This window comes from Campylobacter sp. JMF_11 EL3 (genome assembly GCF_027736965.1).
GTDB lineage: Bacteria > Campylobacterota > Campylobacteria > Campylobacterales > Campylobacteraceae > Campylobacter_B.
Genome location: NZ_JAOVTJ010000001.1, coordinates 374,705 through 399,840 on the forward strand (window position 1 = coordinate 374,705; position 25,136 = coordinate 399,840).

The following is a 25,136-nucleotide window of genomic DNA, read 5'->3' on the forward strand; positions in this document are numbered from 1 at the left end:
CTTTATTTTTGCTCATAAATCAAGCTCTCATCGCTTTGAAGCGTGTAGATGAAGCGCCCTATTCTCTCCCAGCGGATTTTTTTATCTGGGTCGATACTAAAATAAGTAAACCACGGCTTGCCTACGATTAGGCGATACGGCACGGTGCCCCAATACCTGCTATCGCCTGAGTTGTTGCGGTTATCGCCAATCATAAAAAACTCATCTTGCGGAACTTTGATATAAAATGCGTTAAATTTCACACTGCCGTATTCATAGACCTTCTCGCTCTCAGCCACCATTATAGGGCGCATTGCTAAGCTTTTGCGCTCTAAATTTCCAAGCATGCTTGCCCGCATGGCGTTTCTAAAATGCGGATTATAATTTATGCCTTTGAATTTATACGGCTCTTTGACATATTTTTGTCCGTTTAAGATGACAATGTCGCTTTTATCGTAGTTTTGCTCTATAAATTCATCGCCCTCGTTTGGTCTGAGGTAGAAATTATCTAAATCAAAAATAACTTCATCTCCACCAACGGCGAAATTTCGCTTGACATAGTGAATTTTCTCATCTTTTGGATAGCGAAATACCACGATATCCCCACGAGCTGGGCGTTTGCCTTGGATTAAATGTCCGTCTCCGTCGCTATCAGGGGCAACTGGAACCTCGATAAATGGGATATGAGGAGTTGGTATTCCGTAGCTAAATTTTTTCACAAACAAAAAATCGCCCTCTAAAAGAGTAACTCTCATCGATCCGCTTGGAATCACAAAAGCTTGCGCCACAAAAAGTATGATAAAAAGCACAATGCAAATCGTGCCAACCCAGCTAGATGAAAAGCGATAAAGCGAACCTAAAAATTTCATTTATTTGCTTCTTTTTAGGCGGTTGCGCGCCGATGTGATTGTGTTTTGAAGTAACATTGCGATCGTCATAGGACCCACGCCACCAGGAACTGGCGTGATAAACGAGCATTTAGGTGCGACTGCGTCGAAATCCACATCGCCAGTTAGTTTGCCGTTTTCTAGGCGGTTTATGCCTACATCAATGACCACCGCGCCATCTTTTACCATATCAGGGGTTACGAAATTTGGCTTTCCAATCGCTGCGACTAGGATATCAGCCTGCGAGCAAATTTCGGCTAAATTTTTGGTGCGAGAGTGTGTGATAGTAACGGTAGAATTCGCGTTTAAAAGCAAATTTGCCATAGGTTTGCCGACTATATTGCTTCTGCCAATTACCACAGCGTTTGCGCCATTTGTCGCTATGCCGTATTCAGCCAAAAGTCGCATAATGCCAAGTGGCGTGCATGGCACAAAAGCCTCTAATCCGCTAACTAGCCTGCCGACATTTACAGCGTGAAATCCATCGACATCTTTGCTAGGATCGATTTTTTCTAAAATTTTATTTGTATCAATGTGTTTTGGAAGCGGAAGTTGGACAAGTATGCCATCGACATTTTCATCAGCATTAAGCTCAGAAATTAGCTCTAATAGCGCAGTTTCGGTAGTTTGCGCGCTTAGATGATATGGGTAAGAATTTATCCCGCACGCTACGCACGCCTTTTCTTTGCTAGCCACATAAGTAGCACTAGCCTTGTCCTCGCCCACTAAAATCACCGCAAGCCCCGGAGTTACACCCTTCGCACTAAGCCCTGTGGCTGCGATTTTTACCTCTTCTTTGACCTTTGCGCTTATCGCTTTTCCGTCGATTAAAGTCATAAAAAACCTTTAAATAAAAATTTAAGCTTCAATTTTACCTTAAATTTAATAAAAATCAGATTTATTTTTGGGCTAAATTTGGGAATTTTAAGTAGAAATGGTAGTTAAAAAACTACCATTGAAATTTATCTTTTTATATTTTTGTTTGCTTCTTGGGCTTTGATTACAGCGTCCATACAGCCTGTGGTGCAACCAGCGCTATTTTGGTTGAAATTTGGCTCGATTTTTTTCTGCTCGATTGGCGCGCTCTCGCTCACGCCCGGCTCTTTTGTGCCACCACAACCGATAAAAAACCCAGCCACTAGGGCGCATAAAATTAACTTTTTCATAAATTCTCCTTTATTAAATTTAAATTATTCATTACGCAAAGTTTGCAAAACATCGACTTCGGTGGCCTTTTTGGCTGGATACCACGATGAGAGTGCTACTATTATCACAGCTCCTACCACGGTAGAAATCAAATCGCTAAATGAGAGCTCCATAGGCAGTTTGCTACTTCCATAAACATCGGCTGGCAGGTCGATGATATCGAAATTTCCAAGCAACCAAACCCCAAAAAGCCCCAAAATAAGACCAAAGATTATTCCGCTTCCGCCAATCGTCGCCCCAAGCGAGAAAAATGTCTTTTTCACCTCTTTTTTGCTCGCTCCAAGGCTAAGCAAAAGCGCGATTTCTTGGCGACGATTCATCACGGTCATCAAAAGCGAACTAACGATATTTAAGCTAGCCACTAAGATTATTAGCAAAAGCACCAAAAAAAGCGCCCGTTTTTCAAGCGCAAGGGCTGAGAAAAAGTTGCCGTTTTGTTGCCACCAGCCAACAGCGCGCGCGCTCGGCGGGAGATTTTCTTTTATGATTTCTAAGTCCTTAAATGGATCGTCCGAGAAAACATGCACCCCGTCATATCGCCCCTCGTCATAGCCCAAAATTTTCGCCAAATCGCCCACGCTAGCGTAAGAATACGCCTTGTCATAAGCAATCAAACCAGAATCAAAGCTAGCGCGCACCTCAAATCGCTTCATTTTTGGAATCAGCGCAAATCCGCCTGGGTCGTTTTTGGTAAAAATCATTGTGATTTTATCGCCCATATCCAGCATAAATTCGTCCTTTATCCCCTTACCGACCATAATGCCAAATTCGCTCAAATTCGCGTCTTTTGCCCCCTGTGCGACGACTGAGTTTATTTGAATTTCATCAGCCAAATTTACGCCAAAGATTATTCCACCCTCTAATCTATCGCCGTTTTTGGCGATGACTTGCGAGCTGATATATGGGCTAAATTTTAAATTTGGGAAATCACCCTTTAAAATTTCGACATCATCGTTTGTGATACCACCGCGAAACTGGCTGTGTATCGTGATAGGATAATTCATCGTAAAGAGTTTGCGTTGAAATTCTTTATCGAAACCGTTCATTATCGCCATTGCGATGATTAGCACCATTAGTCCAATACTCACGCCCAAAAACGCCAAAATCGCAGAAAGCGTGATAAATGGCTGTGATTTGTCGAAACGCAAATATTTAAAAAGTAGATATTTTATCAAAGTCTGCCCTGTGAATTTTGAAATTAGGCGTTTGCAAGTTACCTTGCAAAACCGCCTTTTTTAGGGCCACCTTTACCGTGGCAGTCTTTGTATTTTTTACCGCTTCCACATGGACATGGGTCGTTTCGTTTAGGTTTTTTCGCGCCTAGCGAAAATTCGTTATTTTCTGTGCTTGGATTTTCACTCGAATTTGAATTTTCGCTTGAATTTGAAATTTCGTCCTCATTTGTGTTAGCTTCGTTTATTTCGTCCTGCGCTTCGCTACGCATTTGCTCTTGCATAGCCTCTCTTTCGGCGTCGATTTCCTCTTGGGTTTTGAAGCGAATTAGTTGCAAGGTGCGGATACTATCGCTTTTTAGGCGCAAAACAAGCTCCATAAAGAGATTGTAGCTTTCTTTTTTATACTCGGTTAGCGGGTCTTTGTGATTGTATCCTCTTAGTCCAATGCCCGTTTTTAGGGTATCCATTTGGTATAAATGCTCACGCCAGTCGCGATCAACGATTTGCAAATAAAGCATTTTTTCAATCTCTTTGCGCTGAGCCTGATCGATTTGGCTCATTTTTTCCTCGTAAGAGCTTTGAAGTTGCTCTACAATCACGCTTTTTAGCTCGCCATAATCATTAGCATTTTTCAAATTCGCCTCATCTAGCGTTTCGCCAGTATCATTTAAAATGCGGTTTATTATCGCCTCATAATCGAATTTTTCCTTCTCATCTCCGTCGAAAATCTCCAAATCATCTAGCACGCTTGCGATATACTCTTCGCGGTTTTGCAAAATTTTGTCTTTTAGGTCAAATTCTTTATCCAAAAGCTCGTTTCGGTATTTATAAATCGTCTTTCTCTGCTCGTTTGCGACATCATCGTATTCTAGGATATGTTTTCTAGCCTCGAAATGCAGGCTCTCGACCTTTTTTTGCGCATTTTCTACGGCACGAGAGACCATTTTAGACTCGATATGTTCGCCATCTTTTAATCCCAAACGCTCCATGATATTTTTAATCTTATCGCTACCAAAAATTCGAAGCAAATTATCCTCTAAGCTTAGATAAAATCTACTCTCGCCTGGATCTCCCTGACGGCCTGAGCGACCGCGGAGCTGGTTGTCGATACGGCGGCTTTCGTGGCGTTCTGTGCCTAAGATATAAAGCCCGCCAAGCTCTCTGACTTCATCATTTATGCGAATATCTACACCACGACCCGCCATATTTGTGGCGATTGTTACAGCGCCCTTCGCACCGGCTTCGGCGATGATTTGCGCCTCTTTTTCGTGGTTTTTGGCATTTAGCACAGAGTGAGCGATTTTTTCTTTAACCAAAAGCTCGTGCAGTAGCTCTGATTTTTCGATCGACGCGGTGCCGACTAAGACTGGCTGACCTTTTTTGTTTAGCTTTTTTACTTCCTCGATTACTGCGTTAAATTTCTCACGCTCTGTTTTGTAAATCAAATCGTTTTGATCTAGTCTTTGCACAGGGATATTTGTAGGGATTGAAACGACCTCTAATTTATAAATTTGAGAAAATTCAGTCGCCTCGGTTTGGGCTGTGCCGGTCATGCCTGCTAGTTTTTCATACATTCTAAAATAGTTTTGAAATGTAATATCGGCTAGGGTTTGGCTCTCTTCTTGGATTTGCACACCCTCTTTGGCTTCTAATGCTTGGTGCAAGCCCTCGCTAAAACGGCGTCCCTCGCTTAGTCTGCCTGTAAATTCATCTACGATGATAATCTGTCCGTCGCGCACGACATAATTGACATCTTTTTTAAATATATAATTTGCCTTTAATGCTTGATCCAAATAGTGGCTAAGCACGGCATTTTCAAGCTTGTATAGGTTATCTACACCAAAGAGTTTTTCAGCCTTTGCAATACCTGCTTCGGTAATTAGCACACTTTTGTTTTTTTCATCTAGGATAAAATCGCCAGTTGGTTTTCCTTTTGGATCGTCTGGTGCCTCGCCTTGCACCATTTGTTTGGCTACTTCATTTGCTTTGACATAGCCATCAAGTGTGCGGTTTGTAGGACCTGAGATGATTAGTGGAGTTCTAGCCTCGTCGATTAAAATACTATCGACTTCATCGACGATTACGAAATGATGACCTCTTTGCACTTTGTCATCTGCACTAAATTTCATATTATCACGCAAATAATCAAAGCCAAATTCGTTATTTGTGCCGTAAGTTATGTCGCAAGCGTAAGCCTCTTTGCGCTTAGTATCGTTATACTCGCCACCGACTACTACGCCAACGCTAAGTCCTAAGAAATTATACAAAACCCCCATTTGCTCGGCGTCGCGTTTGGCTAGGTAGTCATTGACCGTCACGACATGCACGCCCTTGCCACTCATAGCATTTAAAACCACAGGAAGAGTTGCGACCAGCGTCTTTCCCTCGCCTGTTTTCATCTCAGCTATCGCGCCGTCGTTTAAAACCATACCGCCGATTAGCTGGACATCGAAATGGCGCATATTTAGCACCCTTTTTGAGGCCTCTCTGACGATAGCAAAAACATCATACAAAATTTTATCAGTCGTTGTTTCGCCATTTTGGATTTGCTCTTTAAGCGCGTTAAATTCAGCTTTTAACGCCTCGTCATCGAGTGCTTCGTATTTTTTTTCTAGCGCGTTTATCTCTTTTGCGCGTTTTGCGTATTGTTTGACCACACGATTGTTTTTCGTGCCAAAAATCCCTCTAACTACTCTTTTAAACATTTCAAACCTTCATTTTAAAATTTTAACCGAACATATTACCATATTTTTAGTTTTTATTTAATTAAACTTAATAAAAACAGCTATAATAACGCAAAATTTTAAATTTAAAGAGGTTTGAGATATGAAAAAATCTGTTTTTGCATTGGCACTTTGCGCTTCGTTTTCGCTCGCAAATCCGCTCGAATTCGACACTCTAAGCGCAAATTTCACCCAAAGCGTCCAAAGCGAAGACGCCAAAATCAACTACACAGGCGATTTTAGTGCGACCAAAGAGCATGCTGTGTGGCACTACACAAGCCCTACGAAAAAAAATATATTTTTTAGCTTCACAAAGGTTACGGTCATCGAGCCTGATTTGAAGCAAGCTATCATCACAAATATCAAAGAAACGCCGAATTTAGTGGCGATTTTATCTGGCGCGAAACAAAACAAATCAGGCACTTACGAAGCCGAGCTTGACGGCGTGAAATACTTCATCACTACCCAAAACGACGCCCCTAGCCAGATCTCATACACCGACAAACTCGATAATAAAGTCGTGATAAATCTGCAAAGCGTGCGCAAAAACGAGAAAATAGACGAGAAAATTTTCGCGCCAAATATCCCTAATCACTACGACATAATCACGCAATAAAGGGCAGAAATGAGAATTTTATTCGTTTGTCACGGAAATATTTGTCGCTCGCCAATGGCGCAGGCCGTCATGGAAAATTTAGTAAAAATTCGCGGTTTGCAAGATAAAATTCATTGCGATTCCAAAGCCACTCACACCGATGAAATCGGCTCTGCGCCCTACTACGAAACCAAGCGAGTATTACGCGAAAAGGCCGTGCCTCTCATGGCTCATGTTGCCACGCAAATCACAAAAGCTGATCTTGAAAAATTTGATTTGATTTTGTGTATGGACGAAGAAAACATGCACTCATTAGCCCGAATTTTTGGGCTAAATTCGCCAAAAGTAAAATTCTTGCTCGAATTTGCGGTAGGCCAAAACGCGCCAAAATCGCAAAAAATCATCACAGATCCATACTACACGCGCGATTTTGAGAGCTGTTATGACGATATCGCCAAATCGTGCGAAGCGCTAATGCAAAAAATAGAAAATTTAGAAAGCTTTTGATAAAATTGGCGCTTTAAATTTCAGCAAGGATAGAAATGTTTAGGTTTTTGATACTTCCGTATTTGGTGCTAGAAATGGTAATCACATACCATTTTTTGCACGCAAACGGATTTGTGATTTTTGTCATCGAAGTCCTTGCCAGCACGATTTTGGGGCTATTTTTGATGACAAAACGCCCAATGGTAAATTTGGCAAATTTCGCTCGTATCACGCCAAAATATATTTTAAGTGAATTTGGCTTTGTCGCAGCTGGTTTTGCGCTATGTGTGCCACTCATACTTAGCGATATTTTGGGCGTTTGCTTGCTCGTAGCGGCAGTAATTTTATACCTGAAAAACCCCGCTTTCAAAAACGACACATTTTATCGAAACAGCAGCGATTATAGCGCGCAAAACAGCACCTATTACAGACCCAAAAACCACGCAAACGACGATATAATCGACGCTGAAATCATCGAAGAGAAAAAAGGAGAATAAATGCAAAATTTAATCATAGCCACCCGCGGAAGCGTGCTAGCTCTGTGGCAAAGCGAACACATAAAATCGCTAATCGAGCAAAAACACGGCGTTAAGGTCGAACTAAAAAGCATGAAAACCAAGGGCGATAAAATTTTAGACACACCGCTTGCAAAAATCGGTGGCAAGGGGCTATTTACCAAAGAGCTAGAAGAGTGTATGCTCCGAGGCGAAGCCCACCTAGCTGTGCATAGCCTAAAAGATGTGCCAGTTGTGTTTCCCGAGGGTCTAGTTTTGGCTGCAATCGGCGCTAGGGAGGACGAAAGGGACGCGATGATTAGCGAAAAATACGCTAAATTTAGCGACCTGCCAAAGGGTGCAAAAATTGGCACCACGAGCCTTCGCCGCAAAATGCAACTTCTAAAAATGCGCCCTGATTTAGAGATTATTTCGCTTCGTGGAAATGTCCAAACACGCCTCAAAAAGCTAAAAGACGGCGAATTTGACGCGATAATTTTAGCAATGGCTGGGATAAATAGGCTAAATTTAAGAGCCGAAGTGGCGCATGTTTATACCTTCGAGCTCGATGAAATGGTGCCTGCAATGGGTCAAGGCGCACTTGGGATTGAGTGTGCCGACAAAAAAAAGTTGCTCGAAATTTTAAATTTCATAAACGACGAAAACAGCGTGCTTGCGACAAATTTAGAAAGGGCGTTTGTGGCGAGATTGGAGGGCGGTTGCCAAGTGCCAATCGGCGTAAATGCGCAAATCTCAGATGATAGCGTAATCGTGCGCGCAGTCGTAGGACTGCCTGATGGAAGCGAGTTTATCGAGGACAAACTCTGCCTTGCACGCGCAGGAATCGATGCGAAAATGGCGCAAAAAATCGGTGCAGATTTTGCCGATAAATTTATCGCCAAAGGGGCAAAAGAGCTTTTAAAACGCGCTGAAGCAATGGTGTAAGTCGAACCACGCAAATTTGGCATATTAAGAAATATGAAAAATATTTTATTGTTTTTGTTGTTTTTGGTGGCTTGTATATTTCTTATAAAGGGGATAAATTTGCCTATGAGCCTAAAAGGCACAACTTTGCATCAAGGCAAATTTGTCAATTATTACCAACCACAGCAATCTAGCAAAAGTTCAAATAGGGGAATTATTTGTGAAATAACTTTGGATAACGAAACTATTTACGCAAGCAATTGTCCCATTTCGCCTGAGTTGTTTAAAAGTTACGGCAAAACAATGAAGATATATACACACAAAGATTTTTTCAAAGACAGAGAAAGAATTTACAAAATTTCAATTTTGGAAAATAACAAAGAGCATACCATTGGCGAATTTCCGAAAATTTTTATTGTTTTTGAAACAATTATAATTTTTATGCTATTTGCTATATTTTTTAAAATCATTTTTAAACATTATAAATTTACATTTTCAAATTTCACAAAATACTAAGTTTAAATTTTGTTTTTTGGATAATTTGCACTTATTTTGAAGAATTCATCGAATTTTACTCGCTACAACCGCCCAAAAGAGCCAAAAAGCCTAAAATCGACCAGCCAGTCGGCAAATCAAAAAACCTTTTTCCCACCCATGAAATTAAGCCGATTATGATAAACGCATATAAAAGTCCTAGCGCGACATTTTCCATAAATTTGCCTTTGTATCATAAATTTGCTCTGCTTTGGCTACGCCTTTGCTTTGCTTATTTAGATTATATAAAATTTAAATCTAAGAGCGGTAGGACTCGCACCTACAATACGCAATCTTATCCTGCTTTTAAAGGGATTGCCCGGACTACTATGTTACTGCCATCAACTCTTAGATTTTAAAAGAGCTAGCCAAGCTCTTGGCATTTATGTTTGCGGTAAAGACCTATACCCGCGACCCTAACAAAAGGGCTGAACTTACCCAAAGTGGCTACTTTTGGGTGGCAATCGCAGTCTTAATTCAACATAAAGCTTTAATAAAAATTTCAAAGGTAATAAATGGTGACGAGAGTTGAACTCGCGATGGCACTATTTAAACGGCACAACACGACCACATGGTATATCTGCCACTTATTACGCTTATATTGTATCAAAAAAGTGAAATTTTACCAAAATAAAGAATTTAAAAACAACTCACAAGAGCGAGAGCTTAACGCATAGTATGATTAAAAGTCTGTATCATACTCTCCACCAAAAATGGCTAAAAACAACGCAAAAACCAAAGAGCCATATTTTTTTATCAAAAAAATAAGATGATAGAAAACAAAATGACCAAAAACATTTCAACTCCCATTTTCTGCGGTTTTACAAAGATTATAGCAAGAAAATAGCAAAGATTAAAGATAAAAAAATATATAAAAGCCAAAATATCGCTTTTGCAATGATAAATTTGTAAAATTCTACGCTAAATTTTGCGTAGAATTCAAATTTCACCCTTTATCTTTTTAAGCCACTCATCTAGCGTTTTTTCAAATCCGATTTGTTTGCTGTGGTAAAATTTCACTCTCGCGCTAGTGTATTCTTGCTCCACCCAGCCACCGAAATCATGCGGATAAAGGTAGTTTGCAATCTCTTTGTCCGAGTTTATCAAATGCCTTGGCGTAGGCAAAATTTCCCCCTCTCGCACGAATTTCAAAGCCTCGTTTATGGCGTTGTAAGCGGAGTTTGATTTTGGCGAGTGTGCCAAATACACCGCGCATTGTCCTAGTATTATGCGAGCTTCTGGGTAGCCGATTTTGCTGACTGCCAAAAGTGTATTAACCGCCATATTTAGGGCATTTGGATTGGCGTTGCCGATATCTTCACTAGCTAAAATCACCATGCGCCTAGCGATGAAATCCGCACTCTCGCCAGCCTCGATTAGGCGCGCCACATAGTATAGGGCGGCGTCCGCGTCGCTTCCACGCAGGCTTTTTATCATCGCGCTTGCTAGCTCGTAGTGCGTATCGTCCGAGCTTACCCCCTGTGCTACGGCACTCGCGCGCAGTGTTTTTAGAGTATCGAGAGAAATTTTACTATCAGCCAAAATCGCAAATTCGAGCAAATTTAAAAGACTTCGCCCGTCCCCTGCGCTAGTGTGTATGAGATACTCTCTGGCATCATCATCGCACACGAAGCCCAGCTCGCCCTGCACCCGCTCAAAAAGCTCGCTCATTTCCTGCGCTCCCAAAGGCTCAAACTCAAAAATCATCGAGCGAGAGCGAATCCCAGAGCTTATGACAAACTGCGGATTTTCCGTGGTCGCGCCGATTATTATCGCTTCGTAATTTTCCATTGGAATTAGCAAAACCTCTTGCTGGGTTTTGCTTAGGCGGTGGATTTCGTCGATGAAAATCAGCGGTTTGGCTAGCACGCCAGAGTGCGCAGATAGGATTTTGCGGATATCTTCGACTTTTAGGCTCGTGGCGTCAAGCTCGTAAAAATCGTAGTTCAGCTCGCTTGCGAGCACGCGCGCCATAGTGGTTTTGCCACACCCTGCCGCGCCGAAAAATATACTATGCGGAATTTTGCCAGAGGCGATAAATTTTTTAAAAAGCTCCACGATTTTTTTCTGACCTAGAATTTCATTTAAGCTTTTGGGACGAAATTTTAGCGCTAGACTTTGCATAACCTGCCTTTGAAATTTGATGCGTGATTGTAGCGAAGTAAGGATAAATTTTAAGTTACACGCCAAATTTACGAAGCGCAAAGGCTTCGTAAGCTAGCGTTTAATGAGCTTAAAAATAAATGAAATTGCAAAAAGCACAAGAAATACAAAAAACAGGATTTTCGCAATACCTGCACTTGTGCCTGCAATCCCGCCAAAGCCGAAAATTCCAGCCACGATTGCGATGATTAGGAAGATTATGGCGTATCTTAGCATTTTAGCCTCCATTAAAAATTTCGCCAAAGCGATTGGGGAAATTTTAACTCTATTTGGTAATGAAATGATAAATTTTTGTGAAATTTTGACAAATTTAGGTAAATTTTAAAATTCGCTACCGCAAGCGAGGCAGTATTTCGGGCTTGCGGCAGCGTGGAATTTCAAGTAAATTTCGCAAAATTTTGCGCTAAATTTTACGCAAAATTATTTCACAGGCAAGACATCATCGACATCGATTTCTACGCCGACTAAATCCTTATCCACCTCGCCAACTATGCGGATTTTGGTATCAGGGCTCACGACTAGGCCGTTCCAGTCATCATCGTCGATATCGACGGTGATAGAGGCGCCACTTTTATCCACGAATAGATATTTATCGTCGTTATTTAGGCGTTTTTTGATATTTCCCACTAGGGTTACCTTCGTATCATCGCGCAAAGATTTCGCCTCTTTGACGCTAGTTACGCGGTATGATTTGGCGCCGTATTCGACGAACTCACCCTTGCTACTGCCATCACCTCCGACAAAACCGCCCTTTGCGAAAGCAAATGCACAAACTGCGCTAAGGATTAGAAATTTTTTTACCATAATTTGCTCCTTTTAAGAAATTTTTTGTGTGATTTTACAATATTTGAATTAAATCTAAATTTAACGAATTTTTTTAATTTTAAAATTTGAAATTTTATACATTTTCGACGCAGCGCGCTCACTAAATTTCTCATCTACGATGATATCTGCGATATCTCTGGCATACTCTTCATCGAATTTCTCCCCGTGCAAATTCGCCGAGCTCGAATACATCGCGCCAAATTGACGCAAAAATTTCGCATGCTCACAGCCTTGCACATAGCGAAGTGAAATTTGATTTGGGTAGATGAAGGTCGATTTTTTCGCCCTTCGCACGAGATTTTTAAATTTTTCTGGCACGCGCGCTAAGGTTTTTAGCTCGTTTAAATTCGCCGTGGTTAGCACGCATGGAGTGTTTTCAGGGCGCATTTTCGCGCGGTTAATCTGCGTAAAGTCCTTGCTTAAAAATCCGGCTGTGGTGTCTGTCTGGGCTAGGTAAATCATAGCGGAAGTGAAATTTCGCCCGAAATTTGGGCGAAATTATTATTTGTAGTTTGTGATTGCGCGAGATAGGATTGCCTCGGCCTTGCTAGCGTCCTCGAAATCCTTGACCTTCACCCATTTACCCGGCTCTAATGCTTTGTAAGTTTCAAAGAAATTTTTGATTCTATCAAGGGTGATTTTTGGCAAATCGCTTAGAGATTTGATATTGTCATATCTAGGGTCGATTTTGCTAACCGGCACGGCTAGGAGTTTTTCATCCATTCCGCTCTCATCTTCCATAACCAAAACGCCGATTAAGCGGCATGGGATAACTGAGCCTGCTTGAAGCGGATATTCATTTAGCACCAAAATATCAGCCGGATCGCCGTCATCTGCTAGTGTATTTGGCACGAAGCCGTAGTTTGCAGGGTAAAACATCGCCGAATACATCACGCGATCGACGCAAACCGCACCGCTTTCTTTGTCGATTTCATATTTTATGTTTGAGCCGTAAGGGATTTCGATTACAGCGTTGATTTTATCAGGGTTTGAACCTACTTTGATTTTAGAAATATCCATTTTTTATCCTTTGTTTAAATTTTAAATTTACCACGCATTTATAGAAAATCCCGTGAAAACTCCCCCGCCGCCGCTGTTTCCCGCCGCAGTAACTGATTTTTTGGCTTCACAACCAGCACAAAAAACCAAAACAGCAAAAATAGCGCAAATTCTAAGGCTAAATTTCAAGCCAAATTTGGGGCTAAATTTCACAGGAATTCCCTAAATTTCACTCTTAGCCGATGATTTTTTTCGCGATTATATCGTTAATATCTTCGACGATTTCTTCGATTGTGCGTTCGCCATCAACTGAGTAAAAAATCTCTTTTTTGCCGTAAAATTCGCGGATTGCGCCGATTGGTTCGTTGAAGACTTTCATGCGGTTATAAAAGACTTGCTCGTTATCATCAGCTCCCCTTGCACGACCCAAAACGCGCTCTTTGGCTGTGTTTTCGCTGACAGCTACTTCGATTACTGCGCTAAGCTCGATCTCATCATCGCTTTTTAAAACTTCGTCGAGTTTTGTCATTTGCTCCACGCTTCGTGGGTAGCCGTCGATGATGATAAAATCTTTTGGCGAGCTTTTAATCGCAGAAGTTATCGTGCCTACAACCACTTCAAGCGGGACTAAATTTCCAGCTGAAATAAAGCTGTCGATTGTTTTGCCTAGTTCGCTACCGCTTGCTACCTCTGCGCGAAGCAAATCGCCAGTAGAGTAGTGAGCGATACTCTCGTTGTTTTGCGCAATCAAGCTAGCGTCTGTGGTTTTGCCGCTGCCCGGTGCGCCGATGATTAAAAATAGATTTTTCATTTTTTATCCTTTAAATTTATTCTAAGTCCTAATTCTTGGAGCTGTTCGCTACTAACCTCGCTTGGAGCCTTTGTCATAGGGCATTGCGCTCTTTGAGTTTTAGGGAAGGCAATGACATCTCTAATGCTACTTGATTTGGTTACTAGCATCATAAGTCTGTCAAAACCAATCGCGATACCACCGTGTGGTGGCGCACCAAAGCTAAGCGCGTCAAGCAAGAAGCCAAATTTTTCTCTTTGCTCGTCTGGCTCGATTTTAAGCAGTTTGAAAACCTTTTCTTGGATATCAGCTTTATGTATTCTGATACTTCCACCACCAAGTTCCACGCCATTTAGCACGACATCGTAAGCGATAGAGGTGATTTCTTCCATATCTGGCTCATCGACATTGTTTGGCATAGTAAATGGGTGATGCATTGCAGAGTAGCTTCCGTCGTCGTTTTGCTCGAACATTGGGAAATTTACAACCCACAAAAATTCGAGTTTGTTCTCGTCGATAATGCCAAGCTCGTTTGCAAGGAAAAGTCTAAATCTACCCATATAATCAAGCACGATTTTTTTCTTTCCAGCACCGAAAAATACAACATCACCGACTTTTAAATCGCAGCGTTTGACTAGCTCAGCCACATCTGCTTCATCGAAAAATTTAACCAAAGGTCCTTTTAGTCCGTCTTCTTTGACTTGGATAAATGCTAGTCCTTGTGCGCCAAATTTACGCACATATTCTTCAAATCTTTGCATTTGGCGTTTGCTAAATTTCAAATCTCCACCCTCGACGACAAGGGCTTTTACGCGGTTTTTCTTAGTGTCTTTTGCGATATTAGCGAAAATTTCATTATTTGAACGCGCGAAAATATCAGCCACATCGATAAATGGCATACCAAAGCGAAGATCTGGCTTATCGCTACCGTAATTCTCCATAGCGTCTTTATACTCCATTACGCGAAATGGAGTTGGAATATCGTGACCACAAGCAGCGAAAATATCTTTCAAAAATGTTTCAGCGACCTTCATTACATCGTTTTGATCGCAAAAGCTCATCTCGACATCTATCTGGGTAAATTCTGGCTGACGATCTGCGCGCAAATCCTCATCGCGAAAGCATTTTGCCACTTGGAAATATCTATCAAATCCAGAGCACATTAAAAGCTGTTTAAAAAGCTGTGGGCTTTGCGGAAGCGCATAAAAACTACCCGGATAAACACGACTTGGCACCAAATAATCCCTCGCACCCTCTGGCGTAGCGCGAGTTAGCACAGGGGTTTCAACCTCGACAAAACCAAGTCTATCAAGCGCATTTCGTGCCGCAATGGCTGCTTTTGAACGCATTGCAAAGCGCTCAAATTTATCGCTCGTCCTTAAATCCAAAAATCTGTATTTTAGGCGAATTTCCTCATTTACACTTTCATCTCCGATGACAAATGGCAATGCACGGCTTGGATTTTCGATGATTAGCTCATCGACTACGATTTCAATCTCTCCGGTTTTTAAATTTGGATTTTCCAAACCCTCGCCTCTGGCGCGCACTTTTCCGTTTGCGCGCAAAACATATTCGTTTCTGACATCGTTTGCTATTTCGTAAGCACTTTTGCTATCTTTTGGATCGCATACTAGCTGTAAAAGTCCGCTTCTATCGCGCAAATCGATGAAAATAACGCCACCATGGTCGCGGTAAGAATTCACCCAACCACAAACGCTAACATTTTCGCCGATATTTGCTTTGCTTAGATCGGTGCAATAATGACTTCGCAATGTGTTCTCCTTAAAAAAAATAATTAAAACCAATGATTATATTTAAATTTTGCTTTTACAAAGCTAATTTTTTATAAAATCGCGCCATGGAAAATTTAATCGCATTACAAAAAAATTTAAAATTTGTCGGAATCATCGCCAAAACAGAGGCGGGAATTTTGCCTATTATGGAGGAAATTTCTAAAATTTTGTGCTTGGGGGGCATTGAAATTTTATGCGAAAAAACCTGCGCGCAGTATTTTGGCAAAACTGGATTTAGCATAGATGAGATTTTATCTCGCACCAAAGTTTTAATCAGCCTTGGAGGGGACGGCACGCTAATTGGCGTAGCTAGAAGCGTGCTAAAAAAAGGGGCATATATAATAGGTGTGAATGCTGGCACACTTGGCTTTCTAACAGACATTAAAAATAGCGAATTTAGCGCATTTTGGCGCGAATTTATGGCTGGGAAATTTAGGCTAGATAAACTGCCTGTTTTGAGCGTGAGTTTGGAGCGCAAAAATGGCGAGAAGCTCGAAATCAGCGCATTTAACGATATGGTTATCACGCGCTCTCATATCTCGTCAATGGCGAAAATCGACGCGTTTTTGGACGATACGCACTTTAACACATACTATGGAGACGGCGTCATAATCAGCTCGCCAGCGGGTTCGACAGCGTATAATATGAGCGCAAACGGCGCGATAATCTACCCGCTTTGCGAAGTTTTCGCTATAACGCCGATTTGCTCTCACAGCCTGACCCAACGCCCACTAATTTTGCCAAAAAGATACAAACTAGGCTTCAAAAACAGCGGAAATTCCGAGCTTTGCGTAGTCATCGACGGGCAAAATTTTTACAATATGGACGAATTCAAAAGCGTGGAAGTGAAAATTTCAAAACACAAATCCCAAATAATCCGCGCTAGCTCATACGATTATTTCGCGGTTTTGAAGGAAAAATTGCGCTGGGGACATGCTGGATGTTAGAGAGAGTGTATATCAAAAATCACCTTAGCTTCAACGAAATCGAGCTAAATTTCGCCCCAGGACTAAGTGTATTTACCGGTGTGAGCGGTGCTGGAAAATCTGTGCTAATGAACGCTATTTTGGCTGTGTTTGGGCTAAGGGAGGCAGAAGCGAAGATCATAGAAGCCGACATTAGCCACGAATTTGGGCTTGATGAGTTTGGCATAGAAAACGAAACGCCGAATAATTTCCGCATTTTGCGGGATAAATCCGTGCGGTATTTCATAAACTCGCAACTAATTTCAAAGAAAAATTTGACCAAAATCGCGGGCGAATATGTGAAATTTCTAGGCGCAAAAAATGCCGATGAGATAAACTCTGACTCGCTTTTGGAGTTGCTTGATTTTATGATTTGCAAAAATGATAGCGCTCATGGCGCAAATTTGGCGAATTTTAGGGCTAAATTTAGCGAATTTTTAAGAGTGCAAAAAGAGCTTAGAAAAATCGAAGAAGAAGAAAACAAAATCGAAGAACTTAAAGAATTTGCCAAATTTGAAATCGAAAAAATCGAGCAAATTTCGCCTAAAATCGGCGAATATGAAGAGCTTTTAGCAGTCAAAAAAAAGCTTAGCAAAAAGGATAAAATCGAAGAACTTTGGGGGAGAGCCGAAGGGATTTTCGAATTTGAGCGAAGCGTGATAGAAGCGCTAAATCTAAGCGAAATGGATAGCGCATTTTTCGAAGATAGCATGAACGAACTGCGCGTAAAAATGGAAAGCTTAAATCTCGACGAACTAGATGAAATCGATATCGAGGCAGTGTTAAACAGACTAGAAGCGCTTTCTAGCCTAAACAAACGCTACGGCGACATTGCCGGCGCGCTTGACACGCTTGAAAGGCGCAAAATAGAGCTAGCGCACTACGAGCAAATCAGCTTCGAAAAAAGGGATTTGACCGCGAAATTTGGCGCGCTAAATTTGGAAATTTCAAATTTAGCTACTCTTATCAGCGCAAAACGAAAAACAAATAAAAACGCGCTAGAAAGCCTGATAAATCGCTATTTGGGCGATTTGTATATGCCTAGCGTGAGGCTGGAATTTTTAGAGCAGAGCTTGGAAGCAAACGGCAGCGACGAAGTGCGCGTAATGCTAAATAATACCGAATTTAAAAATTTAAGCTCAGGCGAGACAAACCGCCTGCGCCTCGCCTTCATCGGGGCAAATTTGGAGATTACAAACCAAGGAAGCGGGATTTTAATCCTCGATGAGATTGATTCGAATTTAAGCGGAAAAGAGGCGATGAGTATCGCAACCGTGCTAGAAAAAATCTCGAAATACTACCAAATTTTCGCTATCTCGCACCAGCCACAGCTCAGCTCCAAAGCTCACTCGCACTTTTTAATCACCAAAAATGGCGAAATTTCGAGCGTAAAACTGCTAAATGAGAGCGAAAAAATCACAGAACTAGCCAGAATGATTAGCGGCGAGACGATAAGCAAGGAAGCATTAGAATTCGCCAAAAAGCTAAAAAATTAGCTAAATTTAAGCCAAAAATGAAACTAATTTGGTATATTTAATCTTTGTTTAATTTTAATTTGGCTATTTTGGCGTAAAATGTTTTGTTTATAAATTTTTAAGTGAGTTTTATGATTATTGATACACATTGCCATTTAGATGATAGTAGCTATTTTAGCGACCTTGACGCCGTAGTTCAAAGAGCAGGCGAGCACGATGTCGGCACTATCGTCATCCCTGGTGCTAGTATGTCGGATTTAGCGCGCGCTAGGGAGATTTCTCACACTTATACAAATGTATTCTTCGCTGTGGGCGTGCATCCTTATGAAATAGATGAATTTGACATTAATACGCTAAAAGAGTTCGCAAACGACTCAAAATGCGTGGGTGTGGGCGAGTGCGGTTTGGATTATTATCGCTTAAATGGCCTTAGCGACGAGCAAAAATCTAGCGAAAAAGCACGCCAAAAAGAGATTTTTTTGGCGCAAATTGAGCTTGCCAAAGAGCTAAATTTACCACTAATCGTGCATATTAGAGATGCAAACGAAGATGCTTATCAAATTTTAAAAACTCACGCAAACGGGCTAAATGGCGGTGTTTTGCACTGCTACAATGCAAGCCCACTACTCGCAAATTTAAGCGAATTTGGATTTTATTTTGGAATCGGCGGTGTTTTGACATTTAAAAACGCAAAAAATTTAGTCGAAATTTTACCAAAACTTCCACTTGATAAAATCGTCGTCGAAACAGACGCGCCATATCTTACTCCGCACCCTCACAGAGGCGAGCGCAACGAGCCAGCCTTCACGAGCCTTGTCGTGGATAAGATAGCCGAAATTTTGGATAAAGATGTAGAATTGATTAAAAGTATCACTACGCAAAATGCTTACAGACTTTTTGCAAATCAAATTAAAGGAGATTAATGAGAGTCATTAAAATCATTTTTTTGATGCTAATTTTCGCAGGTTTTGCGCACGCTAGCCAGTCAAAAATTTCACGGGTAAATCACGACTACATTATGAACGAATTTGGCATAGAAAACAACCTTTCAAGCCAAAAAGTCGTCGCTGATATTTACCGCTCTATCGATTCTTCGGATAAAAAATTATTCAAAGACATCATCACTTCACAAGCTCACAATGCCTTTTTGGTAAAAACTGAAATCGAAAGCATTGAAGCGCCTGAGTTTTTGCTCTACCTTGCCATGGTAGAATCTCACCTCAAAAACACCGTTACTTCGCACGCCAAAGCAGGCGGTATGTGGCAACTCATGCCTACAACTGCCAAAAATTTCGGCCTGCGTATAGATACACATGTAGATGAGCGCAGAGATCCCGCAGCCTCGACGGACGCTGCGTTTTCGTATATTTTGCATTTAAGACAAAATTTTGGCAAATGGTACACTGCCCTCATGGCGTATAATTGTGGCGAAGGCTGTATGAATAGAGCCATAAAAGCGGCTGGAAACGATGATTTAGGCACTCTACTTTCTAGCAATGCAGTGCCAAAAGAGACCAAAAATTTCATCAAGCGCATTATCAAATTCGCCTACATCGCCCAAAGCGATAGTATGCAAAAGGTGCTAAGATTCGAAAACGAGCCGTGGGCGCTAAAACGCATTGCCGTAGCCCCAGGCACGAAGCTAAGCGCGATCGCCAAACAAATCGGCATTTCGCAAACCCAAATGAATAGCTACAATGCACACATTACAAACGGCGTCTCACCGAGCAATGGCAAGTATTTTTTCTATATCCCAGAGAGCAAATATACAGAATTTGTCCTAAGCAGAGGCGATTTTCAGGCGTATGAACCAAACCTTATCAAAAATCGTCCAAAGCTAAGTTTTTCGAAATTTAAGCCTCAGCACGAACACATCGTCAAGGTCGAACAGATCGAAAAAACCACTCCGACATTTGCCTCTAAAACTGATGAAAAAATCCGCACAGTTGCAATGGCGTTTGATCTCAAATTTTAAATTCGGAGTAAATTTTGCATTTTAAAAAATCAATAATTTTTAGCGCGCTTGTCGCGCTAATTTTTGCTGGGTGTTTTTCATCACACAGAAATTATCCGTCATCTAGTTCAGGCTCAAAAGCCCCTAAAATCGGCAAAAACTCGCCTGCAACCATGCGCCCTTACAAGATAAATGGCAAAACCTACTACCCCGAGCAAGTCAGTATCGGCGATACACAAAGTGGCATTGCTAGCTGGTATGGACCGGGCTTTAACGGCAAAAAGACAAGCAATGGCGAGATTTACGATATGAACGCCATGACCGCCGCACACAAAACCTACCCGATGAACACCATGGTCAAGGTCACCAACCGCGACACTGGCGCAAGTGCGACCGTGCGCATAAACGACCGCGGACCATTTGTGAGCGGGCGCGTAATCGACCTTAGCAAAAGCGCAGCCAATAAAGTCGGCGTCTTCGCCAAAGGCACGGCTCCTGTGAAGCTCGAAGTCGTGGGATTTTATGGTCAAACTATCAAAAAAGGCGCGCCAAATGCGACGATTGTGGGCGGAAATTTTATGGTGCAAATCGGAGCGTTTAGAAACCAATCTGGCGCAGCACGCTTCACGCGAGAAAACGACGCTCTGCACGGATATCCTAGCGTAATGCGCGAGTTCGACCTAGACGGCGCGCCGATTTATAGGGTATTTTTAAGCGGATTTAAAAGCGAGAGCGAGGCGCGCGATTTCATCGCCAGCGGCTCACTTCAAAACGCATTTTTCGTGCGTGAGTAAAATTTATGGCTAAATTTAGGCGAAATTTCGCCTAAATTTGGTTAAATTTATCCAAATTTTTGATTTCATTTTTTCACACGCTAACGCAATTTTTAAACACTGCCTCGAAAGGAAAAGAAATTTTGGCGCAGTGTTTTGGTGAAATTTCATAAAATTTAAATTCTGCGAATTTAGCTAAATTTGCGCTTTAAATTTTTAGTGAATTTTTTATTCGCGCACAGATAGACGCCGTATCCTAGGAAAATGCAAATCGCCATTACCACAGCTAGCGAAAATGGGTGATTTGCGCCGGCAGCTCCCACAATCGCAGCGATTAGCCCAGCTACCGCCATTTGCACCGCGCCTAGCACAGCCGAGGCAGAGCCTGATTTGCCCTTGAAGCGCGCCATGGCAAGCACCACGGCATTTGGGATTATGAGCCCCTTCATACCCAGCGTGAAAAAAAGGCAAACCTCAAACGCCCAAAATCCAAGCCCCAAAAGCCCGCACCCAAGCAAACACAAAGCCCCCACAATCATCGCTAAAAAGGCAAATTGCAAAATCACAAAAGGCGAGATTTTTTGCACGATTTTGGCATTTATCGCCGAAAAAATCGTCATTGACAGCGCATTTATGCCAAAAATCAACCCAAATTCCTTGCTACTTAGCCCAAAATGCTCCTTAAAAACAAACGCAGAGCCCGTGATATAAGCAAACATCGCCGCCATTGTAAGCGCAGACGAAAGCGTAAAAATGAAAAATTTGCGATTTTGCAAAATTCTAGCGTAGTTTATAAAAACGGGCTTGAAGCCCAGTTTTAGGCTCTTGTCGATAATCGCGCTCTCCCTAAGCCCTAAAAATATCATACAAAATAAAATTATTCCAAGCACAAAAAGCGTGCCAAATATCACTCTCCACCCGCCAAAATCTAGTATAAACGCCCCAAATGTGGGCGCTAGCATAGGCGCTATGGAGCCTACTATCATCATCAGCGCCAAAACCGACGCGCCCTGGGCGGTGTCAAATTTATCATTTATCACAGCGCGCGCAATCACCACGCCAGCGCACCCGCCAAGGGCTTGGACAAACCTAAAAAATATAAAAGCGTAGATATTCTGGGTATTAGTGCATAAAATACTCGCCACGATAAATAGCGCAACGCCCACTAGCAGAGGCTTTCTGCGACCATAAATATCGCTTAGTGGGCCATAGATTAACTGACCTAACGCAAATGCCACAAAAAACGCGCTGATTGAGAGCTGAGTATAAAATTCGCTCGTCTCAAAGCTGGTTTGAACATTTTTGAGCGCTGGCAGATACATATCCGTCGAAAGTGGCGCCACAGCCGACATATAGGCCAAAACTATGATTAAATATGGTTTTGCGATTTTGGGCGAATTTAAAAATTCGCCGATTTTTTCAAACATCAAATTCCTTAAATTTCAAAATTTAGCTAAATTTTACCCCTAAATATCCACAGGGTTTTCGTCGTTTTCGCTCGCATTTTCATCGCCAAAAAGCTCTTCGCCTTGACTTTGGTCTTGCGTATATGCGCCCTGTTTTAGGACATTTGCCATATTTGTATCAGGGATTGCGAAGCTTTCGATATCTACGCTTTGGCTTGGCACATCTACGCTTTGCATAATCTCATCTGCGCCAGTTTCGATAAATTCCCCGCTCTCGCTTTCTTGCGCAAAATTTGGCGCAGTATCTCCCACGCCCTGATTTGCAAAATTTGGCGCAAATTCCGGCGCAGTATTTGGCGCACCTGCCCCATTTTCTAGCGAAATTTCGCCCACCATTGGCATTGCTTCGGCAAAATCCGGCGTCATATCAGGCGTCATTTCAAACTCGCTACTCTCCATTGGCGCACCGCCGAAGCTTACCAAATCCACAAAACGCGTATAAGGCCCCTGAAATGCGACCTCTATCGTGCGCCCTGCTTCGCCTGAGCGGTTTTTACCGATGATGATTTCAGCCTTTTCTTCTAGCTCATTTCGCTTAAATTCCTCGATCTCGCTCGGATCTTTGCCTGCCATTTCCAGCGCAGCTTTTTTCTCGCGATACGCCCTTTCTTTATAGACCTCATCGCGATAAACAAAAAGTATAATATCCGCGTCCTGCTCTATCGCCCCACTCTCGCGCAAATCCGCCATTTGCGGGCGTTTATCTGATCTAAGCTCCACGCCACGATTGAGCTGCGAAAGCGCGATAATCGGTATATTTAGTTCGCGCGCAAGTAGCTTTAATCCGCGCGAAATTTCGGCGATTTGCAAATGCCTCTCGCTAAAATTGCTCGTGCTTGTCATCAAACCGATATAATCCACCACGCAAAGCTCGATATTTTCGTGCGCGGCTTTGAGTTTGCGCATTTGGGTGCGCACCTGCTGGATATTGACATGGCCACTATCATAGACGAAAAGTGGCAAATCCATCATGCGCTCACACTCGGCATTAAACCTGCTCCAATCATCATCGCTTAGAGTCGCACTTAAAATCGAATTTAGTGGCACAGAGCTTCCGATACTTAGCATTCTATACATAATCTGCACGGCTGGCATTTCCAGCGAGAAAAACACCACGCCCTTGCCCTTTTCGAGCGTTTTTAGCATGGAATTTAGCACGAAGGCTGTCTTTCCCATACCTGGGCGCGCAGCGATGATGATAAGCTCGCCCGGTTTGTAGCCTTTGGTGAATTTATTAAGGTATGTAAAGCCCGTATCAAGCCCCACTAGCTCAGAGCCTGCTTGTTCTTTTTGTTTGCGTAGCTCACTGACGACTTCGGTGATGATTTCGGGGCTGGTTTTGACACCGCCGTGCTTTTCCTCGTCGATTAGTTTGTAGATTTCTGCGCTGATTTTATCGGCAGCTTCTTTGGCTTTTTGGGTTTCATTTACGATAGTAGGTGTCCTGTGCGCGATAGAATTTAGCCCGCGTTTGATAGATTTTTCTTTTAGCTCGTTTGCGTATTTTCGCGCGTCGATTAGTCCGCTCGTGGCTAAAATTTCAGCAAAAATTTGCTCATTATACCTGCCTTCTAGCCATTTTTTGATAAAACTAGGCGCGATAGGCTCATCATGCGCCACGCACTTCGTGATAGCCTCATAAACATCGGCGTGTGGTTTGAAATAAAAGTCCCCCACGCCAATCATATCGCCGATTTCGCTGTATGCCTCGTCGTCTTGTATGAGTGCGCTTAAAATCGCTCTTTCCATATCCAAATCATATAAATTTGCAGCTACTTCCATAAATTTGCCTTGATTAAATTTGATTAAATTTCATTAAATTTGCCAAAATTTAGCGCTCTTCGTAGCGCTTCACTTCATCCTCTACTTCGCTTAAAAATCTCTCTACGAGTTCGCTCTCTTTTAGCTTTGCTACTATTTCGCCATGCCTAATAACTAGTCCGTTTCCCTTGCCAAAGGCGATTGCGACATCTGCGCCTTTGGCTTCGCCAAGTGCATTTACCACGCAGCCCATGACTGAGATATTTAAAGGTGCTTTTATGTGTTTTGTTCGCTCTTCTACGATTTTAATCGCACGGACTAAATCGCTCTGCAATCTCCCGCAAGTAGGACACGAGATGATATTTATGCCGCTTTTTTGCACTCCGGCGTCTTGAAGTATGGCTTTGGCGACTTTGATTTCTTCTTCGAGTTCGCCCGTGATCGAAACTCTCATCGTATCGCCTATGCCCTCCAATAAAAGCGTTCCAAGTGCGATTGCGCTTTTTATCGTCGCGTGGAAGGTCGTCCCAGCCTCTGTAACGCCTAAGTGAAACGGATACTCGCAAAGCGGACGAAGTGTGCGGTAGGCTTCAACCGTGCGGGGCACATCGGAGCTTTTAAGCGAAATCGCAATGTCGGTGAAATCGAAGTCTTCGAGCAATTTGAAATTATAAAGCGCACTTTGGATCATGCCTTGTGGAGTTCTGCCAAATTTGGCTTCAAACTGCTCTTCGAGCGAACCTGAATTTACACCTATGCGAATCGGCAAATTTCGCTCCCTGCACGCTTTAACGACTTCTTTTATGCGTTCTTTTCCGCCGATATTGCCCGGATTTATGCGAATCGCATCGACGAATTGGGCTACTTCCAACGCCAAGCGATAGTTAAAATGAATATCCGCAACTATCGGCAAGGGCGAGTTTTTCTTTATCTCTGCCAAAGCCTTTGCGTCGTCGTGATCTAGCACGGCACATCGCACCAAATCAGCCCCCGCAAAATAAAGGCGATTGATTTGCGCAAGAGTGCCATTTATATCTTTTGTCTTCGAAAATGTCATCGACTGCACCGAAATCGGCGCGTCCCCACCGATAGCAACATTTCCTACTTTTATCTGTTTTGTTTTGTATCTCATTTGTAAATTTGCCTTGAATTTTAAAATTTAGCGTGCG

Annotated in this window: 27 protein-coding genes and 1 pseudogene; 11 read left to right on the forward strand and 17 right to left on the reverse strand. The window is 42.3% G+C overall.

Features of this window, described 5'->3' with window-relative positions; all coding sequences use genetic code 11:
• Positions 1-2 precede the first annotated feature (2 nt).
• The 5 genes from lepB to secA form a co-directional block, all read right to left on the reverse strand.
• Complete coding sequence (lepB, locus tag OFN67_RS01835) at positions 3-848, reverse strand: signal peptidase I (RefSeq protein ID WP_270867958.1); 846 nt, start codon at positions 846-848, stop codon at positions 3-5.
• Positions 849-1,703: a bifunctional methylenetetrahydrofolate dehydrogenase/methenyltetrahydrofolate cyclohydrolase FolD gene (gene folD, locus OFN67_RS01840; RefSeq protein ID WP_270867959.1), complete on the reverse strand. Its 855-nt coding sequence runs from the start codon at positions 1,701-1,703 to the stop codon at positions 849-851.
• Between the two features lie 125 nt (positions 1,704-1,828).
• Positions 1,829-2,032, reverse strand: a complete 204-nt coding sequence (locus OFN67_RS01845) for a hypothetical protein (protein ID WP_270866334.1) — start codon at positions 2,030-2,032, stop codon at positions 1,829-1,831.
• Positions 2,033-2,056: 24 nt separating this feature from the next.
• The gene (locus OFN67_RS01850; protein WP_270858822.1) at positions 2,057-3,247 is read right to left on the reverse strand and encodes an ABC transporter permease; all 1,191 of its coding nucleotides are present in this window, start codon (positions 3,245-3,247) and stop codon (positions 2,057-2,059) included.
• Positions 3,248-3,285: 38 nt separating this feature from the next.
• Positions 3,286-5,952, reverse strand: a complete 2,667-nt coding sequence (gene secA / locus OFN67_RS01855; RefSeq protein WP_270867960.1) for a preprotein translocase subunit SecA — start codon at positions 5,950-5,952, stop codon at positions 3,286-3,288.
• Positions 5,953-6,073: 121 nt separating this feature from the next.
• On the opposite strand from secA, the gene lolA reads away from it, so the two are divergent.
• The 5 genes from lolA (at position 6,074) to OFN67_RS01880 (ending at position 8,985) form a co-directional block, all read left to right on the forward strand.
• Positions 6,074-6,586, forward strand: a complete 513-nt coding sequence (lolA, locus tag OFN67_RS01860; protein WP_270867961.1) for a LolA-like outer membrane lipoprotein chaperone — start codon at positions 6,074-6,076, stop codon at positions 6,584-6,586.
• A gap of 9 nt (positions 6,587-6,595) precedes the next feature.
• Positions 6,596-7,072, forward strand: a complete 477-nt coding sequence (locus tag OFN67_RS01865) for a low molecular weight protein-tyrosine-phosphatase (RefSeq protein ID WP_270867962.1) — start codon at positions 6,596-6,598, stop codon at positions 7,070-7,072.
• Positions 7,073-7,107: 35 nt separating this feature from the next.
• Positions 7,108-7,548 (forward strand): FxsA family protein, encoded by a 441-nt coding sequence (locus tag OFN67_RS01870; RefSeq protein ID WP_270867963.1) that lies wholly within the window; start codon positions 7,108-7,110, stop codon positions 7,546-7,548.
• Positions 7,549-8,490 (forward strand): hydroxymethylbilane synthase, encoded by a 942-nt coding sequence (gene hemC / locus OFN67_RS01875; RefSeq protein WP_270867964.1) that lies wholly within the window; start codon positions 7,549-7,551, stop codon positions 8,488-8,490.
• 105 nt (positions 8,491-8,595) lie between these two features.
• The gene (locus OFN67_RS01880) at positions 8,596-8,985 is read left to right on the forward strand and encodes a hypothetical protein (RefSeq protein WP_270867965.1); all 390 of its coding nucleotides are present in this window, start codon (positions 8,596-8,598) and stop codon (positions 8,983-8,985) included.
• A 55-nt stretch (positions 8,986-9,040) separates the two neighbouring features.
• Here the strand turns inward: OFN67_RS01880 and OFN67_RS01885 are convergent, their stop codons facing one another.
• The gene (locus tag OFN67_RS01885) at positions 9,041-9,181 is read right to left on the reverse strand and encodes a hypothetical protein (protein ID WP_270867966.1); all 141 of its coding nucleotides are present in this window, start codon (positions 9,179-9,181) and stop codon (positions 9,041-9,043) included.
• A gap of 337 nt (positions 9,182-9,518) precedes the next feature.
• Between OFN67_RS01885 and OFN67_RS01890 the strand changes: the two genes are divergently transcribed.
• Positions 9,519-9,680, forward strand: coding sequence for a hypothetical protein (locus OFN67_RS01890; RefSeq protein WP_270873937.1), 162 nt, complete (start codon positions 9,519-9,521; stop codon positions 9,678-9,680).
• Between the two features lie 262 nt (positions 9,681-9,942).
• Here OFN67_RS01890 and OFN67_RS01895 read toward each other — a convergent pair whose 3' ends face one another.
• From OFN67_RS01895 to aspS, 8 genes are all read right to left on the reverse strand, one after another.
• Entirely contained in the window at positions 9,943-11,127 is a 1,185-nt protein-coding gene (locus tag OFN67_RS01895) for a replication-associated recombination protein A (RefSeq protein ID WP_270867967.1), read from the reverse strand.
• Between the two features lie 93 nt (positions 11,128-11,220).
• On the reverse strand, positions 11,221-11,394 hold the full coding sequence (locus OFN67_RS01900) for a DUF1328 domain-containing protein (protein ID WP_442867994.1): 174 nt from the start codon (positions 11,392-11,394) through the stop codon (positions 11,221-11,223).
• 192 nt (positions 11,395-11,586) lie between these two features.
• Positions 11,587-11,970: a YgiW/YdeI family stress tolerance OB fold protein gene (locus OFN67_RS01905; RefSeq protein ID WP_270867968.1), complete on the reverse strand. Its 384-nt coding sequence runs from the start codon at positions 11,968-11,970 to the stop codon at positions 11,587-11,589.
• Between the two features lie 60 nt (positions 11,971-12,030).
• Positions 12,031-12,453, reverse strand: a complete 423-nt coding sequence (locus tag OFN67_RS01910) for a Sua5 YciO YrdC YwlC family protein (protein ID WP_270867969.1) — start codon at positions 12,451-12,453, stop codon at positions 12,031-12,033.
• A 39-nt stretch (positions 12,454-12,492) separates the two neighbouring features.
• The gene (ppa, locus tag OFN67_RS01915) at positions 12,493-13,011 is read right to left on the reverse strand and encodes an inorganic diphosphatase (RefSeq protein ID WP_270858808.1); all 519 of its coding nucleotides are present in this window, start codon (positions 13,009-13,011) and stop codon (positions 12,493-12,495) included.
• 27 nt (positions 13,012-13,038) lie between these two features.
• Positions 13,039-13,203, reverse strand: a complete 165-nt coding sequence (locus OFN67_RS01920; protein WP_270867970.1) for a hypothetical protein — start codon at positions 13,201-13,203, stop codon at positions 13,039-13,041.
• A 22-nt stretch (positions 13,204-13,225) separates the two neighbouring features.
• Positions 13,226-13,801 (reverse strand): adenylate kinase, encoded by a 576-nt coding sequence (locus OFN67_RS01925; protein WP_270858806.1) that lies wholly within the window; start codon positions 13,799-13,801, stop codon positions 13,226-13,228.
• On the reverse strand, positions 13,798-15,552 hold the full coding sequence (gene aspS, locus OFN67_RS01930) for an aspartate--tRNA ligase (RefSeq protein WP_270867971.1): 1,755 nt from the start codon (positions 15,550-15,552) through the stop codon (positions 13,798-13,800). Before aspS ends, OFN67_RS01925 begins: the two co-directional genes overlap by 4 nt.
• Before the next feature lie 86 nt (positions 15,553-15,638).
• Between aspS and OFN67_RS01935 the strand changes: the two genes are divergently transcribed.
• The 5 genes from OFN67_RS01935 (at position 15,639) to OFN67_RS01955 (ending at position 20,761) form a co-directional block, all read left to right on the forward strand.
• Positions 15,639-16,520 (forward strand): NAD(+) kinase, encoded by an 882-nt coding sequence (locus OFN67_RS01935; RefSeq protein WP_270864952.1) that lies wholly within the window; start codon positions 15,639-15,641, stop codon positions 16,518-16,520.
• Positions 16,514-18,034 carry an AAA family ATPase gene (locus OFN67_RS01940; RefSeq protein ID WP_270867972.1) on the forward strand — a complete coding sequence of 507 codons (1,521 nt, stop codon included), beginning with the start codon at positions 16,514-16,516 and terminating at the stop codon, positions 18,032-18,034. The genes OFN67_RS01935 and OFN67_RS01940 overlap by 7 nt, the downstream gene beginning before the upstream one ends.
• A gap of 110 nt (positions 18,035-18,144) precedes the next feature.
• The gene (locus OFN67_RS01945; protein WP_270864950.1) at positions 18,145-18,936 is read left to right on the forward strand and encodes a TatD family hydrolase; all 792 of its coding nucleotides are present in this window, start codon (positions 18,145-18,147) and stop codon (positions 18,934-18,936) included.
• A complete protein-coding gene (locus OFN67_RS01950; protein WP_270867973.1) occupies positions 18,936-19,988 on the forward strand; it encodes a lytic transglycosylase domain-containing protein in 1,053 nt (350 codons plus the stop codon). The genes OFN67_RS01945 and OFN67_RS01950 overlap by 1 nt, the downstream gene beginning before the upstream one ends.
• A gap of 14 nt (positions 19,989-20,002) precedes the next feature.
• Entirely contained in the window at positions 20,003-20,761 is a 759-nt protein-coding gene (locus tag OFN67_RS01955) for a septal ring lytic transglycosylase RlpA family protein (RefSeq protein WP_270867974.1), read from the forward strand.
• Between the two features lie 170 nt (positions 20,762-20,931).
• Here OFN67_RS01955 and OFN67_RS01960 read toward each other — a convergent pair whose 3' ends face one another.
• The 3 genes and pseudogenes from OFN67_RS01960 to ispG form a co-directional block, all read right to left on the reverse strand.
• Positions 20,932-22,167 carry a multidrug effflux MFS transporter gene (locus OFN67_RS01960; protein WP_270867975.1) on the reverse strand — a complete coding sequence of 412 codons (1,236 nt, stop codon included), beginning with the start codon at positions 22,165-22,167 and terminating at the stop codon, positions 20,932-20,934.
• A 462-nt stretch (positions 22,168-22,629) separates the two neighbouring features.
• Positions 22,630-23,988, reverse strand: a pseudogene (locus tag OFN67_RS01965) (replicative DNA helicase); the annotation flags it as partial.
• Between the two features lie 49 nt (positions 23,989-24,037).
• Entirely contained in the window at positions 24,038-25,099 is a 1,062-nt protein-coding gene (gene ispG / locus OFN67_RS01970; RefSeq protein WP_270867977.1) for a flavodoxin-dependent (E)-4-hydroxy-3-methylbut-2-enyl-diphosphate synthase, read from the reverse strand.
• Between the last annotated feature and the right edge of the window lie 37 nt (positions 25,100-25,136).

Bases quoted from the DNA above. Each gene is read 5' to 3' on its own strand.
- lepB (WP_270867958.1), bottom strand. From the start codon at position 848: ATGAAATTTTTAGGTTCGCTTTATCGCTTTTCATCTAGCTGGGTTGGC.
- folD (WP_270867959.1), bottom strand. From the start codon at position 1,703: ATGACTTTAATCGACGGAAAAGCGATAAGCGCAAAGGTCAAAGAAGAG.
- OFN67_RS01845 (WP_270866334.1), bottom strand. From the start codon at position 2,032: ATGAAAAAGTTAATTTTATGCGCCCTAGTGGCTGGGTTTTTTATCGGT.
- secA (WP_270867960.1), bottom strand. From the start codon at position 5,952: ATGTTTAAAAGAGTAGTTAGAGGGATTTTTGGCACGAAAAACAATCGT.
- lolA (WP_270867961.1), top strand. From the start codon at position 6,074: ATGAAAAAATCTGTTTTTGCATTGGCACTTTGCGCTTCGTTTTCGCTC.
- OFN67_RS01865 (WP_270867962.1), top strand. From the start codon at position 6,596: ATGAGAATTTTATTCGTTTGTCACGGAAATATTTGTCGCTCGCCAATG.
- OFN67_RS01870 (WP_270867963.1), top strand. From the start codon at position 7,108: ATGTTTAGGTTTTTGATACTTCCGTATTTGGTGCTAGAAATGGTAATC.
- hemC (WP_270867964.1), top strand. From the start codon at position 7,549: ATGCAAAATTTAATCATAGCCACCCGCGGAAGCGTGCTAGCTCTGTGG.
- OFN67_RS01880 (WP_270867965.1), top strand. From the start codon at position 8,596: ATGAGCCTAAAAGGCACAACTTTGCATCAAGGCAAATTTGTCAATTAT.
- OFN67_RS01885 (WP_270867966.1), bottom strand. From the start codon at position 9,181: ATGGAAAATGTCGCGCTAGGACTTTTATATGCGTTTATCATAATCGGC.
- OFN67_RS01890 (WP_270873937.1), top strand. From the start codon at position 9,519: ATGGTGACGAGAGTTGAACTCGCGATGGCACTATTTAAACGGCACAAC.
- OFN67_RS01895 (WP_270867967.1), bottom strand. From the start codon at position 11,127: ATGCAAAGTCTAGCGCTAAAATTTCGTCCCAAAAGCTTAAATGAAATT.
- OFN67_RS01900 (WP_442867994.1), bottom strand. From the start codon at position 11,394: ATGGAGGCTAAAATGCTAAGATACGCCATAATCTTCCTAATCATCGCA.
- OFN67_RS01905 (WP_270867968.1), bottom strand. From the start codon at position 11,970: ATGGTAAAAAAATTTCTAATCCTTAGCGCAGTTTGTGCATTTGCTTTC.
- OFN67_RS01910 (WP_270867969.1), bottom strand. From the start codon at position 12,453: ATGATTTACCTAGCCCAGACAGACACCACAGCCGGATTTTTAAGCAAG.
- ppa (WP_270858808.1), bottom strand. From the start codon at position 13,011: ATGGATATTTCTAAAATCAAAGTAGGTTCAAACCCTGATAAAATCAAC.
- OFN67_RS01925 (WP_270858806.1), bottom strand. From the start codon at position 13,801: ATGAAAAATCTATTTTTAATCATCGGCGCACCGGGCAGCGGCAAAACC.
- OFN67_RS01935 (WP_270864952.1), top strand. From the start codon at position 15,639: ATGGAAAATTTAATCGCATTACAAAAAAATTTAAAATTTGTCGGAATC.
- OFN67_RS01940 (WP_270867972.1), top strand. From the start codon at position 16,514: ATGTTAGAGAGAGTGTATATCAAAAATCACCTTAGCTTCAACGAAATC.
- OFN67_RS01945 (WP_270864950.1), top strand. From the start codon at position 18,145: ATGATTATTGATACACATTGCCATTTAGATGATAGTAGCTATTTTAGC.
- OFN67_RS01950 (WP_270867973.1), top strand. From the start codon at position 18,936: ATGAGAGTCATTAAAATCATTTTTTTGATGCTAATTTTCGCAGGTTTT.
- OFN67_RS01960 (WP_270867975.1), bottom strand. From the start codon at position 22,167: ATGTTTGAAAAAATCGGCGAATTTTTAAATTCGCCCAAAATCGCAAAA.
- ispG (WP_270867977.1), bottom strand. From the start codon at position 25,099: ATGAGATACAAAACAAAACAGATAAAAGTAGGAAATGTTGCTATCGGT.